13 protein-coding genes, 1 tRNA gene and 1 pseudogene are annotated in these 16,894 nt (G+C 63.0%); 1 reads left to right on the forward strand and 14 read right to left on the reverse strand.

The features are described 5' to 3' along the window. The 4 genes and pseudogenes from AC07O8_RS27085 to rpsL all read right to left on the reverse strand — a co-directional run. A pseudogene (locus AC07O8_RS27085) lies at positions 1-77 on the reverse strand (GTP-binding protein); the annotation flags it as partial. A gap of 157 nt (positions 78-234) precedes the next feature. Beyond that, positions 235-2,337 (reverse strand): elongation factor G, encoded by a 2,103-nt coding sequence (gene fusA / locus AC07O8_RS27090; RefSeq protein WP_495051003.1) that lies wholly within the window; start codon positions 2,335-2,337, stop codon positions 235-237. A 69-nt stretch (positions 2,338-2,406) separates the two neighbouring features. Beyond that, positions 2,407-2,877, reverse strand: a complete 471-nt coding sequence (gene rpsG / locus AC07O8_RS27095) for a 30S ribosomal protein S7 (protein ID WP_495051004.1) — start codon at positions 2,875-2,877, stop codon at positions 2,407-2,409. Positions 2,878-3,037: 160 nt separating this feature from the next. Next, positions 3,038-3,412, reverse strand: coding sequence for a 30S ribosomal protein S12 (rpsL, locus tag AC07O8_RS27100; RefSeq protein ID WP_067278874.1), 375 nt, complete (start codon positions 3,410-3,412; stop codon positions 3,038-3,040). A 233-nt stretch (positions 3,413-3,645) separates the two neighbouring features. Here rpsL and AC07O8_RS27105 point away from each other — a divergent pair, with 233 nt between their 5' ends. Further along, complete coding sequence (locus tag AC07O8_RS27105; protein ID WP_495051005.1) at positions 3,646-4,149, forward strand: PIN domain-containing protein; 504 nt, start codon at positions 3,646-3,648, stop codon at positions 4,147-4,149. Between the two features lie 84 nt (positions 4,150-4,233). On the opposite strand, the gene rpoC is transcribed toward AC07O8_RS27105, so the two are convergent. From rpoC to AC07O8_RS27155, 10 genes are all read right to left on the reverse strand, one after another. Then, positions 4,234-8,451: a DNA-directed RNA polymerase subunit beta' gene (rpoC, locus tag AC07O8_RS27110; RefSeq protein WP_495051006.1), complete on the reverse strand. Its 4,218-nt coding sequence runs from the start codon at positions 8,449-8,451 to the stop codon at positions 4,234-4,236. Between the two features lie 18 nt (positions 8,452-8,469). Beyond that, positions 8,470-12,591, reverse strand: coding sequence for a DNA-directed RNA polymerase subunit beta (gene rpoB, locus AC07O8_RS27115; RefSeq protein WP_495051007.1), 4,122 nt, complete (start codon positions 12,589-12,591; stop codon positions 8,470-8,472). A gap of 380 nt (positions 12,592-12,971) precedes the next feature. Continuing rightward, the gene (gene rplL, locus AC07O8_RS27120) at positions 12,972-13,352 is read right to left on the reverse strand and encodes a 50S ribosomal protein L7/L12 (protein ID WP_067278882.1); all 381 of its coding nucleotides are present in this window, start codon (positions 13,350-13,352) and stop codon (positions 12,972-12,974) included. Between the two features lie 49 nt (positions 13,353-13,401). Further along, positions 13,402-13,929, reverse strand: a complete 528-nt coding sequence (gene rplJ, locus AC07O8_RS27125; protein ID WP_067278884.1) for a 50S ribosomal protein L10 — start codon at positions 13,927-13,929, stop codon at positions 13,402-13,404. Positions 13,930-14,218: 289 nt separating this feature from the next. Continuing rightward, the gene (rplA, locus tag AC07O8_RS27130; protein ID WP_495051008.1) at positions 14,219-14,926 is read right to left on the reverse strand and encodes a 50S ribosomal protein L1; all 708 of its coding nucleotides are present in this window, start codon (positions 14,924-14,926) and stop codon (positions 14,219-14,221) included. A 1-nt stretch (position 14,927) separates the two neighbouring features. Then, positions 14,928-15,359, reverse strand: coding sequence for a 50S ribosomal protein L11 (gene rplK / locus AC07O8_RS27135; protein ID WP_067278896.1), 432 nt, complete (start codon positions 15,357-15,359; stop codon positions 14,928-14,930). A 212-nt stretch (positions 15,360-15,571) separates the two neighbouring features. Then, complete coding sequence (gene nusG, locus AC07O8_RS27140; protein ID WP_067278900.1) at positions 15,572-16,156, reverse strand: transcription termination/antitermination protein NusG; 585 nt, start codon at positions 16,154-16,156, stop codon at positions 15,572-15,574. 22 nt (positions 16,157-16,178) lie between these two features. Further along, entirely contained in the window at positions 16,179-16,562 is a 384-nt protein-coding gene (gene secE, locus AC07O8_RS27145; RefSeq protein WP_088409115.1) for a preprotein translocase subunit SecE, read from the reverse strand. A 146-nt stretch (positions 16,563-16,708) separates the two neighbouring features. Further along, a tRNA-Trp gene (locus AC07O8_RS27150) sits at positions 16,709-16,784 on the reverse strand. Positions 16,785-16,801: 17 nt separating this feature from the next. Then, on the reverse strand, positions 16,802-16,894 hold a 93-nt coding region (locus tag AC07O8_RS27155; RefSeq protein ID WP_495050954.1), incomplete at its 5' end, for an EF-Tu C-terminal domain-related protein.

Here is a 16,894-nt window from a genome sequence, read left to right on the forward strand (position 1 = left end):
GTCTTGCCATGGTCAACGTGACCAATCGTGCCCACGTTCACGTGCGGCTTGGTACGTTCAAACTTGCCTTTTGCCATTTCAATTCTCCAAAAAGAGCATCTGCCCGGTCTGTTGGTTTAGCGTTTCCACAGTGTCCAGAAACCCCGGCGACCGGCAACCGGGAGGAGTCACTGCGAAGACGATTCGATGATCGAGAACAAATGAGCCGGCACTCGAAGGCGCCGGCTCAAGTCATCACTTCGCGCGAGCGGTGATGATCGCGTCAGCGACGTTCTTCGGAGCTTCGCTGTAGTGCTTGAACTCCATCGTGTACGTCGCGCGGCCTTGCGTGGCCGAACGCAGCGAGGTCGAGTAGCCGAACATCTCCGACAGCGGAACTTCCGCCTTGATGATCTTGCCGCCGCCGACCATGTCGTCCATGCCCTGCACCATGCCCCGACGGCTGGACAGATCGCCCATCACCGTACCAGCGTAGTCTTCCGGCGTTTCGACTTCCACAGCCATCATCGGCTCGAGGATGACCGGGCTGGCGCGACGGCAGGCTTCCTTGAAGCCCATCGAGGCAGCCATCTTGAACGCGTTTTCGTTCGAGTCCACATCGTGGTACGAGCCGAAGGTCAGCGTGACCTTCACGTCCACGACCGGGTAACCGGCCAGCACGCCATTCGGCAGGCTGTCGATGACACCCTTCTCGACCGCGGGGATGAATTCGCGCGGCACCACGCCGCCCTTGATGGCGTCGACGAACTCGAAGCCCTTGCCGGCCTCTTGCGGCTCCAGCGAGAACACGACGTGACCGTACTGGCCCTTGCCGCCCGACTGACGCACGAACTTGCCCTCAACGTCGGTGACCGACTTGCGGACCGTTTCGCGGTAAGCCACTTGCGGCTTGCCCACGTTGGCTTCGACGCCGAATTCGCGCTTCATGCGGTCGACGATGATTTCCAGATGGAGCTCGCCCATGCCGGAAATGATGGTCTGACCCGACTCTTCGTCGGTACGCAGACGGAAGGACGGATCTTCAGCAGCCAGGCGACCCAGCGCGATGCCCATCTTTTCCTGGTCGGCCTTGGTCTTCGGCTCGACGGCCTGCGAGATCACCGGCTCCGGGAAGACCATGCGTTCCAGCGTGATGATGCTGTCCGGATCGCACAGGGTTTCACCCGTGGTGACGTCCTTCAGGCCCACGCACGCCGCGATGTCGCCTGCCAGAATTTCCTTGATCTCTTCACGCTGGTTGGCGTGCATCTGCAGGATCCGGCCGATGCGCTCCTTCTTGCCGCGGACCGGGTTGTAGACGGTCGCACCCGACTGCAGCACGCCCGAATAGACGCGCACGAAGGTCAGCTGGCCGACATACGGATCGGTCATGAGCTTGAAGGCCAGCGCCGAGAACTTCTCTTCGTCGGTACGTTGACGCGAGATCGGCTGATCATCTTCGTCCGTGCCCGAGACCGGCGGGATGTCCAGCGGCGACGGCAGGAAGTCGATGACGGCGTCCAGCATGCGCTGCACACCCTTGTTCTTGAACGCGGTGCCGCACAGCATCGGCTGGATCTCGGTCGCGATGGTGCGCTTGCGGATCGCCAGCTTGATCTCTTCCTCGGTCAGGTCGCCCGTCTCGAGGTACTTGTTCATCAGCTCTTCGGTCGCTTCCGCAGCGGCTTCGACCATCTTTTCGCGCCACTCATTGGCGGTATCGACGAGGTCAGCCGGGATGTCCTGGTACTCGAACTTCATGCCCTGGGACGCTTCGTCCCAGATGATGGCCTTCATCTTGAGCAAGTCCACCACGCCGGTGAAGTTCTCTTCGGCGCCGATGGGGATCACGATGGGCACCGGGTTCGCCTTCAGGCGGGTCTTCATCTGGTCGACGACCTTGAAGAAGTTGGCACCGGTACGGTCCATCTTGTTCACGAAGGCCAGACGCGGCACACGGTACTTGTTGGCCTGGCGCCAGACGGTTTCCGACTGGGGCTGCACGCCGCCGACGGCGCAGTACACCATGCAGGCGCCGTCCAGCACGCGCATCGAACGCTCGACTTCAATCGTGAAGTCCACGTGTCCGGGCGTGTCGATGATGTTGAAGCGATGCTCAGGGTAGGACATGTCCATGCCCTTCCAGAAGCAGGTCGTCGCGGCCGACGTGATCGTGATGCCGCGCTCTTGTTCCTGCTCCATCCAGTCCATCGTGGCAGCGCCGTCATGCACTTCACCGATCTTGTGGTTCACACCGGTGTAGTACAGGATGCGTTCCGTCGTGGTGGTCTTGCCGGCATCGATGTGCGCCGAGATACCAATGTTGCGGTAGCGCTCGATGGGGGTCTTGCGGGACATGGTGTCACTCCAAATGCATGGAGCCGCCATCGGGTCAGTAGTAACCCGAGGCGGCCAGAGAGGTCTTGATTAGAAGCGGAAGTGCGAGAACGCCTTGTTGGCGTCTGCCATGCGGTGGACTTCATCGCGCTTCTTCATCGCGCCACCACGGCCTTCGGAGGCCTCCAGCAGTTCGTTGGCCAGCCGTTGGGCCATCGACTTCTCACCACGCTTGCGCGCGGATTCCTTCAACCAGCGCATGGCGAGGGCCAGACGGCGGACGGGGCGAACTTCCACGGGAACTTGGTAGTTCGCACCGCCAACGCGGCGGGACTTCACTTCGACCATGGGCTTCACGTTGCTGATCGCGATCATGAAGATCTCGAGCGGATCCTTGCCGGACTTCTGCTCGACTTGCTCCAGCGCGCCATAAATGATGCGCTCGGCGACGGCCTTCTTGCCCGATTCCATGATGACGTTCATGAACTTGGACAGATCAACGCTACCGAACTTCGGGTCCGGCAGGATCTCGCGCTTGGGTACTTCGCGACGACGTGGCATGGGATTCTTCCTTCAATGCTTCAGTTGGTCAGGGCTCTCGCCCCGCCGCGGATCTCCACCGACATCTGGGGGGATCCACTTACTCGGCTGCCGGTGCACATGCACTCGGGCCGCAAATAATCGATGACCTCTCGGCCACCAAGACCTTGGCTGTTGAGCCTTACTTCTTCGGGCGCTTCGCGCCGTACTTGGAACGCGACTGCTTGCGATCCTTGACGCCTTGCAGGTCGAGCGAACCGCGCACGATGTGGTAACGCACACCCGGCAAGTCCTTGACCCGGCCGCCGCGCACCAGCACGACGCTGTGCTCCTGCAGGTTGTGGCCTTCACCACCGATGTACGAGATGACCTCGAAACCGTTGGTCAGGCGCACCTTGGCGACCTTACGAAGCGCCGAGTTCGGCTTCTTCGGGGTGGTTGTGTACACGCGGGTGCAGACGCCACGACGTTGCGGGCACGACTGCATGGCCGGCGACTTGGATTTCGTCACCTCGGTCTCACGACCGTGGCGAACGAGCTGATTGATGGTTGGCATAAGTAACTTGTTCCCGTTTGAAGTCACAACCCCAGCAGCCTTGGCCTTCAGGAAGCCCGCGAGATCGGGGGCATTCCACAAGCGACAAAAGCGCAGCGCCTTGCGGCACCACGCTCGAATCAACCCCGCGTCGGTTCGAAACCTGGACTCGGGACGCATCAAGACATGCTGGAGAGCCGGCGATTGTAGGCGAGTTCAACGGAAACGCACAAGGCGCTATGCTCCCGGACCTTATGAACGACGCCGTTTCCACTGCTTTTCCGCTGCACCCGGGCAACGGCGACGCGCCGATGCCCCTGGTTGTCCTGGACACGCAGGTGGTCATGGATTGGCTGGTCTTCGATGAGGCCAGCCTCGCACCGTTGATTGCAGCCATAGTGAGCCGGCGCCTACATTGGACCGCGACGCCCGCCATGAAGGGCGAGCTTCTCCACGTGATCGGCCGCGGCGTGGCCGCGCGCTATGCACCGGACCCGGCACGCATCCATGAAGCATTCGAGCAGCATTGCCGCCTGGTCGACGAGCCGGTGCTCAGCATGGCGCGCCCGCGTTGCAGCGACACCGACGACCAGAAATTCATCGATCTCGGCCTGGCTTTGGCGGCCGCGCATCCGACGAGCCTCATCTCCCGTGATCGGGCCGTGCTCAAGGTGGCCAAACGCGCTGCAAAGCTCGGGCTTCCCATCCTGTCTCCATCCGCCTGGTTGAAGCTGCACGCGGCGACCTCCCTGACGTGATTCCGCTGCGCCAATGAAAAAGGCTGCCGCCCTTGCGGGACGGCAGCCTTCGAATCAAGCCGCAAGCGGCTCGATGCCCTGCGCTTACTCGCTCGCGCCTGCGTCGCTGGCCGCGTCAAGCGCGGACAGTTGCACGGCTGCCATTTCCTCGGCTTCCTGGATGGCGATGGAACGGCGCTCGGCGTCGTCCATCTCTTCCTTGGCGCGACGCGCCTGGTGGAAGGCCATGCCGGTACCGGCCGGGATCAGACGACCGACGATGACGTTCTCCTTCAGTCCACGGAGTTCGTCGCGCTTGCCCATGATCGCGGCTTCGGTCAGCACGCGGGTCGTTTCCTGGAACGATGCCGCGGAGATGAACGAGTCCGTCGACAGCGAAGCCTTCGTGATGCCCAACAGCACGTCGGCGTGCGTGACGGTCATCTTGCCCTCGCCGCGCAGGCGGTCGTTGGTATCCAACAGTTCCGAACGCTCGACCTGCTCGCCGGCGATGTAGGCCGAATCGCCCGGGTTGACGATCTGCACGCGGCGCAGCATCTGGCGAACGATCACCTCGATGTGCTTGTCGTTGATCTTCACGCCCTGCAGACGGTACACGTCCTGCACTTCGTCGACGATGTAACGCGCCAGTTCCTCGATGCCCAGCAGACGCAGGATGTCCTGCGGATCGGCCGGACCGTCGACCACCAGTTCGCCGCGGTTCACCACCTGGCCTTCGTGCACCAGGATGTTCTTTTCCTTGGGCACCAGCAGTTCGTGCTTGCGACCTTCCGGATCGGTGATCTCGAGGCGGACCTTGCCCTTGGTTTCCTTGCCGAACGAAACCGTGCCGGTCTGTTCCGCCAGGAAGCCGGCATCCTTCGGCGAACGGGCTTCGAAGAGCTCCGCGACACGCGGCAGACCGCCGGTAATGTCGCGGGTCTTCTGACCTTCCACCGGGATACGGGCCAGCACTTCACCGGGGGCCAGCTCCTGGCCGTCGCGGATCTGGACCAGCGAGCCGACCTGGAAGCCGATCGTCACCGAGTGGTCGGTGCCGGGGATCTTCACTTCCTGACCGCTGGCGTCCAGCAGCTTGACCTGCGGACGGACGACCTTGGCAGCGCCGCGGCGCTTCGGGTCGATCACCACCAGCGTGGACAGGCCGGTCACTTCGTCGACCTGCTTGGCCACGGTGACGCCTTCCTCGACGTTCTCGAACTTCGCCTGACCGGCGAATTCCGTGATGATCGGGCGGGTCAGCGGGTCCCACGTCGCCAGGATCGTGCCGGCCTTGATGGTCTGGTCGGCCTTGATGTTCAGCAGCGCGCCGTACGGCACCTTGTGACGCTCGCGCTCACGGCCGTGCGGATCGGAGATGACGATTTCGCCGGAACGCGAGATCACCACCAGTTCGCCCTTGCCGTTCGTGACGTAGCGCATCGTGGCGTTGAAGCCGATGATGCCGTCCGACTTCGCTTCCACGCTGGAGGCCACTGCCGCACGCGACGCCGCACCACCGATGTGGAAGGTCCGCATCGTCAGCTGCGTGCCGGGTTCGCCGATCGACTGGGCGGCGATGACGCCCACCGCTTCGCCGGTGTTCACCATGCCGCCACGGCCCAGATCGCGGCCATAGCACTTCGCGCAGAGGCCGAAACGGGTGCCGCAGGTCAGCGGGGTGCGGACCTTGACCTCGTCCACGCCAGCAGCTTCCAGCATGTCCAGGATGTCTTCGTCCAGCATGTTGCCGGCGGTCAGCAGGACACCTTGGGTTTCCGGATGCACGACGTCGATCGCGGCCACGCGACCCAGGATCCGGTCACGCAGGGACTCGATCACCTCGCCGCCTTCCACCAGGGCGCGCATGTTGATGCCGTTGTCCGTGCCGCAATCGGATTCGGTCACGACCAGATCCTGCGTCACGTCGACGAGACGACGGGTCAGGTAGCCGGAGTTCGCGGTCTTCAGCGCCGTGTCCGCCAGGCCCTTACGAGCACCGTGGGTGGAGATGAAGTACTGCAGAACGTTCAGGCCTTCGCGGAAGTTCGCCGTGATCGGCGTCTCGATGATGGAGCCGTCCGGCTTCGCCATCAGGCCGCGCATGCCGGCCAGCTGACGGATCTGCGCCGCGGAACCCCGCGCGCCCGAGTCGGCCATCATGTAGATCGAGTTGAAGGACTCCTGCTCGACTTCCTTGCCGTGGCGGTCCAGGATCTTCTCCTTGGACAGCTGCGACATCATGACCTTGCCGACCTCGTCACCGGTCTTGCCCCAGATGTCGACGACCTTGTTGTAGCGCTCGCCGGCGGTCACGAGACCCGAGACGTACTGCTGCTCGATCTCCTTGACTTCCTTCTCGGCGCGGTCGATCAGCTCGACCTTCTGCTTGGGCACGAGCATGTCGTCGATGGCGATCGAGATGCCTGCGCGCGTGGCCAGCTTGAAACCGGACTGCAGCAGCTTGTCTGCCAGCACCACGGTTTCCTTCAGACCGCACTTGCGGAAGGACGTGTTGATCAGCTTGGAGATTTCCTTCTTCTTCAACGCCTTGTTGATGTTGGAGAAGGGAAGGCCCTTGGGCAGGATCTCGGACAGCAGCGCGCGACCGACGGTGGTATCGGTCAGCTTGGTCTGGGCGACCCATTCCTCGCCTTCCTTGACGTACTCGGTCAGGCGGACGCTGATCTTGGCGGTGATCTCGACCGCGCCGTTTTCCAGGGCGCGGATCATCTCGGGGATGTCCGAGAAGACCATGCCTTCGCCCTTGCCGTTGGTGCGTTCACGGGTCGCGTAATACAGACCCAGCACCACGTCCTGGGACGGCACGATCGACGGCTCGCCCGAGGCCGGGAACAGCACGTTGTTCGAAGCCAGCATCAGCACACGGGCTTCCATCTGCGCTTCGATCGACAGCGGCACGTGGACGGCCATCTGGTCACCGTCGAAGTCGGCGTTGAACGCAGCGCAGACCAGCGGGTGCAGCTGGATCGCCTTGCCTTCGATCAGCACCGGCTCGAACGCCTGGATGCCCAGGCGGTGCAGCGTCGGCGCGCGGTTCAGCAGGACCGGGTGCTCCTTGATGACCTCTTCCAGGATGTCCCAGACGACGGGGGTGCCGCTCTCGACTTCCTTCTTCGCGGCCTTGATCGTGGTCGCGATGCCCATCGCTTCCAGGCGCGAGAAGATGAAGGGCTTGAACAGCTCCAGCGCCATCAGCTTCGGCAGGCCGCACTGGTGCAGCTTGAGCGTCGGGCCCACGGTGATGACCGAACGGCCCGAGTAGTCGACGCGCTTGCCCAGCAAGTTCTGACGGAAACGACCACTCTTGCCCTTGATCATGTCGGCCAGCGACTTGAGGGCACGCTTGTTCGCGCCGGTCATCGCCTTGCCGCGGCGACCGTTGTCCAGCAGCGAGTCGACGGCTTCCTGCAGCATGCGCTTTTCGTTGCGCACGATGATCTCAGGGGCCTTCAGCTCGAGCAGACGGGCCAGGCGGTTGTTGCGGTTGATGACGCGGCGGTACAGGTCGTTCAGGTCCGACGTCGCGAAGCGGCCACCGTCCAGCGGCACCAGCGGACGCAGGTCCGGCGGCAGCACCGGCAGCACTTCCAGCACCATCCAGTTCGGCTTGATGCCCGAGCGCTTGAAGGCTTCCATCACCTTGAGGCGCTTGGAGTTCTTCTTGATCTTCAGCTCGGAGCCGGTCATGTCATTGCGCAGGCGGTCGATCTCGACATCGAGATCCATTTCCGCCAGCAGCTTCTGGATGCCCTCGGCGCCCATCAGCGCGATGAACTCGTCACCGAATTCGATGCGCTTCGCGTCGTAGTCGTCCTCGGACATGATGCTGAACTTCTTCAGCGGGGTCATGCCCGGATCCACCACGACGTACGCTTCGAAGTACAGCACGCGTTCGATGTCGCGCAGCGTCATGTCGAGCACCAGGCCCAGACGCGACGGCAGCGACTTCAGGAACCAGATGTGCGCGCAAGGAGCGGCCAGCTCGATGTGGCCCATGCGCTCGCGGCGCACCTTGGTCTGGGTGACTTCGACGCCGCACTTCTCGCAGATCACGCCACGGTGCTTCAGGCGCTTGTACTTGCCGCACAGGCACTCGTAGTCCTTGATCGGGCCGAAGATCTTGGCGCAGAACAGGCCATCACGTTCCGGCTTGAAAGTCCGGTAGTTGATGGTCTCGGGCTTCTTCACTTCACCGAACGACCACGAGCGGATCTTCTCGGGCGAGGCCAGCCCGATCTTGATCGCGTCGAAATGTTCGTCCGGCGTGAATTGCTTGAACAGGTCCAACAAACCCTTCATACGATTCTCCTGTTCTCTTTAGTTGCGCTCGAGCTCGATGTCGATGCCCAGCGAACGGATTTCCTTCACCAGCACATTGAACGACTCGGGCATGCCGGCTTCGATCGAGTGCTCGCCCTTGACGATGGACTCGTACACCTTCGTACGGCCGTTCACGTCGTCGGACTTCACCGTCAGCATTTCCTGCAGGATGTACGAAGCGCCGTAGGCTTCCAGGGCCCACACTTCCATCTCGCCGAAACGCTGTCCGCCGAACTGCGCCTTGCCGCCCAGCGGCTGCTGCGTGACCAGCGAGTACGGGCCGGTGGAACGGGCATGCATCTTGTCGTCGACCAGGTGATGCAGCTTCAGCACGTGCATGTAGCCGATCGTCGTGGGACGCTCGAACTGCTCGCCGGTGCGGCCGTCATACAGGAAGGCCTGCGTGCGCGTCGGCGTGAGGCCCTTCTTCGCAGCAATGTCGTCCGGGTACGCCAGCTTCAGCATCGCGCGGATCTCGCTTTCCTTCGCGCCGTCGAAGACGGGGGTCGCGAAGGTCGCGCCGTGCTGCAGGTTCTGCGCCATGCCGAGGATCTCGTCATCGCTCAGTTGCGCCAGCTCCTCGGACTTGCCGCCGTTCTGGTTGAACAGCTGGTCCATGAAGTCGCGCAGCTCAGCCACACGGGCCTCGCGTTGCAGCATGTCGCCGATGCGTTGACCGATGCCCTTGCCGGCCCAGCCCAGATGGACTTCCAGCACCTGGCCCACGTTCATCCGCGACGGGACGCCCAGCGGGTTCAGCACGATGTCGGCAGGCGTGCCGTCGGCCATGTAGGGCATGTCTTCGATCGGAGTGATCTTGGACACGACACCCTTGTTGCCGTGACGGCCGGCCATCTTGTCGCCAGGCTGCAGGCGACGCTTGACGGCCAGGTACACCTTGACCATCTTCAGCACGCCGGCCGGCAGCTCGTCGCCTTGCGTCAGCTTCTTGCGCTTCTCGTCATAGGCGAGGTCGAAGCTGTGACGGGTCTGCTCGAGCGAGTTCTTGATCGACTCCAGCTGGTTGGCGATGTCGTCCTCGGCGGGACGGACGTCGAACCAGTGGAACTTCTCGACCTCGGCCAGGTAGTCCTTCGAGATGACGGTGCCCTTGGTGATCTTCTTCGGACCACCGTTGGCGACCTTGTTCACCAGGAGCTTCTCGACGCGGTCGAACGCGTCGGCCTCCACGATGCGCAGCTGGTCGTTCAGGTCCAGGCGGAAGCGCTTCAGCTCGTCGTCGATGATCTGCTGGGCGCGCTTGTCGCGCTGGATGCCTTCGCGGGTGAACACCTGCACGTCGATGACCGTGCCGTTGGTGCCCTGGTCCACGCGCAGCGACGTGTCCTTCACGTCCGACGCCTTCTCGCCGAAGATCGCGCGCAGCAGCTTCTCTTCCGGCGTCAGCGTGGTCTCGCCCTTCGGCGTGACCTTGCCGACCAGCACGTCGCCCGGGTTCACCTCGGCACCGATGTACACGATGCCGGATTCGTCCAGACGAGCCAGTTGCTGTTCGCTCAGGTTCGGGATGTCGCGGGTGATTTCCTCGCTGCCCAGCTTCGTGTCACGCGCCATGACCACCAGTTCCTCGATGTGGATCGAGGTGTAGCGGTCTTCGGCCACCACGCGTTCGGAGATCAGGATCGAGTCTTCGAAGTTGTAGCCGTTCCACGGCATGAACGCGACCAGCATGTTCTGGCCCAGGGCCAGTTCACCCAGGTCGGTCGATGCGCCGTCGGCGATGATGTCTTCCGCGCCGACGCTGTCGCCACGCTTGACGATCGGACGCTGGTGGATGTTGGTGTTCTGGTTGCTACGCTGATACTTGATCAGGTTGTAGATGTCGACACCGACTTCACCGGCCACGGTCTCGTCGTCGTTCACACGGATCACGATGCGGTTCGTGTCCACGTAATCGACCACGCCGCCACGGCGAGCCGCGACCACCGTGCCCGAGTCCTTCGCGGCCACGCGCTCGACGCCCGTGCCCACGAACGCCTTTTCAGGACGCAGGGTCGGAACGGCCTGACGCTGCATGTTCGCGCCCATCAGCGCGCGGTTCGCGTCGTCGTGCTCCAGGAACGGCACCAGCGATGCCGCCACCGACACGATCTGCGTCGGCGCTACGTCCATGTACTGGATGCGTTCCGGCGAGGTCAGCACCGATTCGCCGTTCTCACGCGCGGAGACCAGCTCGTCGACCAGTTGACCGCCTTCGTTCAGCGACGCGTTCGCCTGGGCGATCACGTACTTGCCTTCTTCGATGGCCGACAGGTAGTCGATCTGGTTGGTGACCTTCGAGTCCACCACGCGGCGGTACGGGGTCTCCAGGAAGCCGTACTCGTTCAGGCGCGCATACAGCGCCAGCGAGTTGATCAGACCGATGTTCGGGCCTTCCGGCGTTTCGATCGGGCAGACACGGCCGTAGTGGGTCGGGTGCACGTCGCGGACTTCGAAGCCGGCGCGCTCGCGGGTCAGACCGCCCGGGCCCAGGGCCGAGACACGACGCTTGTGCGTGATCTCGGACAGCGGGTTGGTCTGGTCCATGAACTGCGACAGCTGCGACGCACCGAAGAACTCCTTCAGCGCCGCGGAGATCGGCTTGGAGTTGATCAGGTCGTGCGGCATCAGGGCTTCGGTCTCGGCCTGGCCCAGACGTTCCTTGACGGCCTTCTCGATACGGGCCAGACCCGAGCGGTACTGGTTCTCGGCCAGTTCGCCGACGCAACGGACGCGACGGTTGCCCAGGTGGTCGATGTCATCGACCTCGCCGCGGCCATTGCGCAGCTCGACCAGGATCTTGACGACGTCGAGGATGTCCTCGTTCGACAGCGTCATTGCACCGGTCGGGATGTCGCGGCCCACGCGGGCGTTGAACTTCATGCGACCGACGCGCGACAGGTCGTACGTGTCTTCGCTGTAGAACAGGCGGTTGAACAGCGCCTCGACCGCATCTTCGGTCGGCGGCTCGCCGGGGCGCATCATGCGGTAGATCGCGACGCGGGCCGCCAGCTGATCGGCGGTCTCGTCCGAAGCCAGCGTCTGGCTGATGTACGCGCCTTCGTCCAGCTCGTTGGTGAACAGCGCCTGGATGTCCTTGATGCCGGCGCCGCGCAGCTTCTTCAGCAGCGAGTCGGTCAGTTCATCATTGGCCTTCGCGATGATCTCGCCGGTGTCGGGGTCGACCATGTTCTTCGCCAGGACGCGGCCGAGCAGGAAGTCTTCCGGCACGGTCACGTGCTGCGTGCCGGATTGCTCCAGCTGACGCACGTGACGGGCGGTGATGCGCTTGTCCTTCTCGACCAGCACGTTGCCGCTCTTGTCGGTGATGTCGAAGCGCGCGACTTCACCCTTCAGGCGTTCGGCCACGAACTCCATCTGGGCGCCCGAGTCCATCAGGCGGAAATTGTCGAAGACGAAGAAGTGCGCCAGGATCTGCTCGGGATTCAGGCCGATGGCCTTGAGCAGGATCGTGACCGGCATCTTGCGGCGGCGGTCGACGCGGAAGTACAGGATGTCCTTCGGATCGAACTCGAAGTCCAGCCACGAGCCGCGATACGGAATGATGCGGGCGGAGAACAGCAGCTTGCCGGACGAGTGGGTCTTGCCCTTGTCGTGCTCGAAGAACACGCCGGGCGAGCGGTGCAGCTGCGAGACGATGACGCGCTCGGTGCCGTTGATGATGAACGAGCCGTAGTCGGTCATGAGCGGAACTTCGCCCATGTAGACCTCTTGCTCCTTGATCTCCTTGACCGTCTTCGGCTGCGGGCTTTCCCGGTCGTAGATGATCATCTGCAGCTTCGCACGCACGGCGGCGGCGAAGGTCAGACCACGCTGCTGGCATTCGCGGACGTCGAACGGCGGCTTGGCGATGTTGAATTCGAGGAACTTCATTTCCACGAACCCGTTGTGCGACGTGATCGGGAACGTGGAGAGGAACGCCGCTTGCAGGCCTTCCGGTTTGCGCTTCAGGGGCGCGACATCCTTTTGCAGGAAGTCGACATACGACTCCTTCTGCATCGTCAGCAGGTACGGAACGTTGAGCACGCTCACGCGCTTGCCGAAGCTCTTGCGGATGCGCTTGCGCTCGGTGTAGCTGTAGGGGGTTGCTTGCGCCATAAAGACTCCGTGTCGAGCGCGCCCCTGGCCTGGAGGCGCACTGCGTCGGCGACTGGCTGTTCGGGCGTTGCACCACGAAGCTTGGTGGTTGGCCACTACCAACCGCTGGCGGACAACCCCGATCACCGGGCGGCACGGAGGGCGTTGCACCCCACGCGTGACGCACGGCTTGACCGCGGTCCGACCAAACCGTTCTCTGCAGTCGGATCAGAGAACACTCGAAAGAACCGTGCATGATACAGCACGATGCTTTCGATTGCTCTTTGTCAACCGAAACCGCCCCAGGACAAACCCTGAAACGAGGAAAGGGGAGGCCCCATGGGACCACCCCTCTCGCGGTGCGGAACCCGGCGAACGCGTCGCCGGATCCCCACAAGGTCTTACTTGAGTTCGACCTTGGCGCCGGCTTCTTCCAGCTTCTTCTTGGCGGCTTCGGCGTCGGCCTTGGCGATGCCTTCCTTGACGGGCTTCGGAGCGCCGTCGACCAGGTCCTTGGCTTCCTTCAGGCCCAGGCCGGTGATTTCGCGAACGGCCTTGATGACCGAGACCTTCTGAGCGCCGGCGTCGGTCAGGACGACGGTGAACTCGGTCTTTTCTTCAGCGGCGGCAGCGCCACCGGCAGCAGCGCCACCAGCAGCCGGAGCGGCCATCGAAGCGGCGGACACGCCGAACTTCTCTTCAATCGCCTTGACCAGGTCGTTCAGTTCCAGAACGGTCATGCTGTCCAGGGCAGCCAGGAAAGCGTCTTTGTCGAATGCCATGATAGGTTCCTAAATACAGAGAGATTTGAATGCGCGAATGCAGCGTCGATCAGGCCGCGGCGGGAGCTTCTTCGGCAACGGCTTCGGCGCCGCCACCCTTCTGCTGAGCCAGGGCAGCCAGCACGGCGGCGGTGCGTTGCACCGGCGACATGAGCAGGCCGGCGATCTGCGACAGCAGGACTTCCTTGCTCGGAACAGCCGCCAGCGCCTTCACGCCATTGACGTCCAGAGCCTTGCCGCCGTAGGCACCACCCTTGATGACGAGCTTGTCGTTGGTCTTGGCAAAGTCAGCGATGACTTTGGCAGCCGCGACAGCGTCTTCGGAAAAGCCGTAGATCAGCGGGCCGACCATGGCATCCGTTGCAGCCTCGAACGAAGTACCGGCGACAGCACGACGCGCCAGGGTGTTCTTCAGGACATGAAGGTACACGCCTTGGGCACGCGCGGTGACGCGCAGCTTGTTCAGGGCTTCAACGGTGAGGCCACGATACTCAGCCAACGCCAGCGTCTGGGACTTGGCGGCTTGCGCTGCCACGTCGGACACGACGGCTGCTTTCTCGTTGCGATTGAGACTCAAGGTCTACTCCTCACATTTCGCCCTCGATGCGATGTTTGACCATCACGTCTCGGGCACCGGAATCAGCGACCTCCTGTCAGGAACCCATCGCGACGAATCACGATTCGAATCCTTTCAGCGGGACCGCCATCTGCGCTGGCCGGAGGCAGAAGCCTCCGATTAAGCGAGATCCCCAGCACTGCGGGACCTCTCGCCAGCGGTCTTGGATGACCTGGCCGGATTGCTCCGGCCAGCCCACCAATTCATCAGCGCCACGCCAGACTCGCGCGACGCCTCGATTGAATGCAGCTTAGGCGGCAGCCGCGGCGTTGATCGTGCCGACGTCCACGCGGGCGCCAACGCCCATCGTCGACGAGACAGCGATCTTGCGCAGGTAGATGCCCTTGCTCGAGGCCGGCTTGGCCTTGTTCAGGGCTTCGACCAGCGCGCGCAGGTTGCCTTCCAGCTTGTCGGTGTCGAACGAGCGACGGCCGATCGTGCCGTGGATGATGCCGGCCTTGTCGACGCGGAACTGGACTTGACCAGCCTTGGCGTTCTTGACAGCGGTGGCGACGTCCGGCGTCACGGTGCCGACCTTCGGGTTCGGCATCAGGCCGCGCGGGCCCAGGATCTGACCCAGGGTACCGACGACACGCATCGTGTCCGGCGAGGCGATCACGACGTCGAAGGGCATGTCGCCCGCCTTGACGCGCTCGGCCAGATCTTCCATGCCGACGACGTCGGCGCCGGCGGCCTTGGCTTCTTCAGCCTTGGCGCCTTGCGCGAACACCGCGACACGCGTGGTCTTGCCGATGCCATTGGGCATCACGACCGCGCCACGGACGACCTGGTCCGACTTCTTGGCGTCGACGCCCAGTTGGATCGACACGTCGATGGCTTCATCGAACTTGGCGGTGGCGCATTCCTTGACCAGGTTGAGCGCGTCGGACAACGCGTACAGCTTGGTCGATTCCACCTTGCCCTGCAGGGCTTGTTGACGCTTGGTCAGCTTGGCCATGTCAGACACCTTCCACGATGATGCCCATCGAGCGGGCGGAGCCGGCGATGGTACGGACAGCGGCATCCATGTCGGCGGCCGTCAGGTCCTTCTGCTTGGTCTTGGCGATCTCTTCCAGCTGGGCGCGGGTCAGCTTGCCGACCTTGTCCAGATGGGGGCGCTGCGAGCCCTTTTCGATCTTGGCAGCCTTCTTGATCAGCACGGTCGCGGGGGGCGACTTGATGATGAAGGTGAAGCTCTTGTCCGCGAAGGCGGTGATCACGACCGGCAGCTTGAGGCCCGGCTCATAGCTCTGCGTCTGGGCGTTGAACGCCTTGCAGAATTCCATGATGTTCAGACCACGCTGACCCAGCGCGGGACCGACCGGAGGCGACGGATTCGCCTTGCCAGCCGGGATTTGCAGCTTGATGTAGCCGACAATCTTCTTGGCCATGTTTTCTCCTGATGGCAACGCGACGGCCACGCCGCATCGCCTGAGTGCTAACGCAAGGGGCTGGTCAGAGACTTACCCTTGCTCCTCTTGTCCGCCTCTCGTTGCGGACTGGTCACGGAAGGTTGTGCCGGCTTGCGCCGTCAAGCACCTTCAAGCTTTTTATCCTTGGATCGGCCGGTGGCGGCCGAGGCCGCCATGCCGCTCGCGCGCGCTCAGACCTTTTCGATCTGGGCGAAGTCCAGCTCGACGGGCGTCGCGCGCCCGAAGATGGTCACCGAGACGCGCAACTTCGACTTGTCGTAGTTGACTTCCTCGATGCTGCCATTGAAGTCCGTGAACGGGCCTTCCTTGACGCGGACGATCTCGCCGACGATCCATTCAACCTTCGGACGCGGCTTGTCCACGCCCTCTTGCATCTGGTTGACGATCTTCATGACCTCGGCCTCCGAGATCGGCGCCGGGCGGTTCTTCGCGCCACCGACAAAGCCGGTGACCTTCGACGTGTGCTTGACCAAGTGCCAGCTGTCGTCGTCCATGAACATCTCCACCAGCACGTAGCCCGGGAAGAAGCGGCGCTCGGTGACGGCCTTCTTGCCGTTCTTCAGCTCGACGACTTCTTCGGTCGGCACCAGGATGCGGCCGAACTTGTCCTGCATGCCGGCGCGATCGATGCGTTCACGCAGGTTGCGCTCCACCGCCTTTTCCATGCCGGAATAGGCGTGGACGACGTACCAGCGCTTGGCCGGGCCAGCGGGCGCGGTCGACTCGGTCGCAACGACGTTTTGATCTTCGCTCATCTTGGTCCCTATCCGTTCTCGCTCAGCGCTTCCAACCCAGGATCAGGTCGTAGAACACCCACTCCAGCGTCTTGTCGGTGAGCCACAGGAACAGCGCCATCACCACGACGAACACGAACACGTACAGCGTCATCTGGCCGGCTTCCTTGCGGGTCGGCCAGACCACCTTGCCCACTTCCTTGATCGAATCCTGACCGTAGGCGATCAGCGACTTGCCGGACTCCGACGTGAAGAACGCGGCCACGGCGGCAGCCAGCAACGCCAGCAGGGCGCCCCACTGCACCCACGGGCCTTGCTTGCTCAGCACATAGAACGCCACGATCGCCGCGACCAGCAGCACCACGGCGCCAGCCAGCTTGACCTTGTCGGCGCCCGTCGTGACGGTTTCGACTTGAGGATTGGACATTGAACTCACTTCCGTGCCACGACGCTGCGTCGCGACATTCGTCCACCCAAACATTTGAGCGGATCCACCAGCACCAAAGCCCGCCGAGATGACTCCCGCGGGCTTGGCTTGACCACCAGGACCAACGTTCGCTTATCGCTGATCGTTGGCAGGGGCAGAGGGTCTCGAACCCCCAACCTTCGGTTTTGGAGACCGACGCTCTGCCAATTGAGCTATGCCCCTGTGGCCTCTAACCTGAATTACTCGATGATCGTCGCCACGACGCCCGAGCCGACGGTACGACCGCCTTCACGGATGGCGAAGCGCAGACCCTGCTCCATGGCGATCGGAGC

The sequence above is a fragment of the Roseateles sp. GW821-FHT09G09 genome (assembly GCF_059415965.1).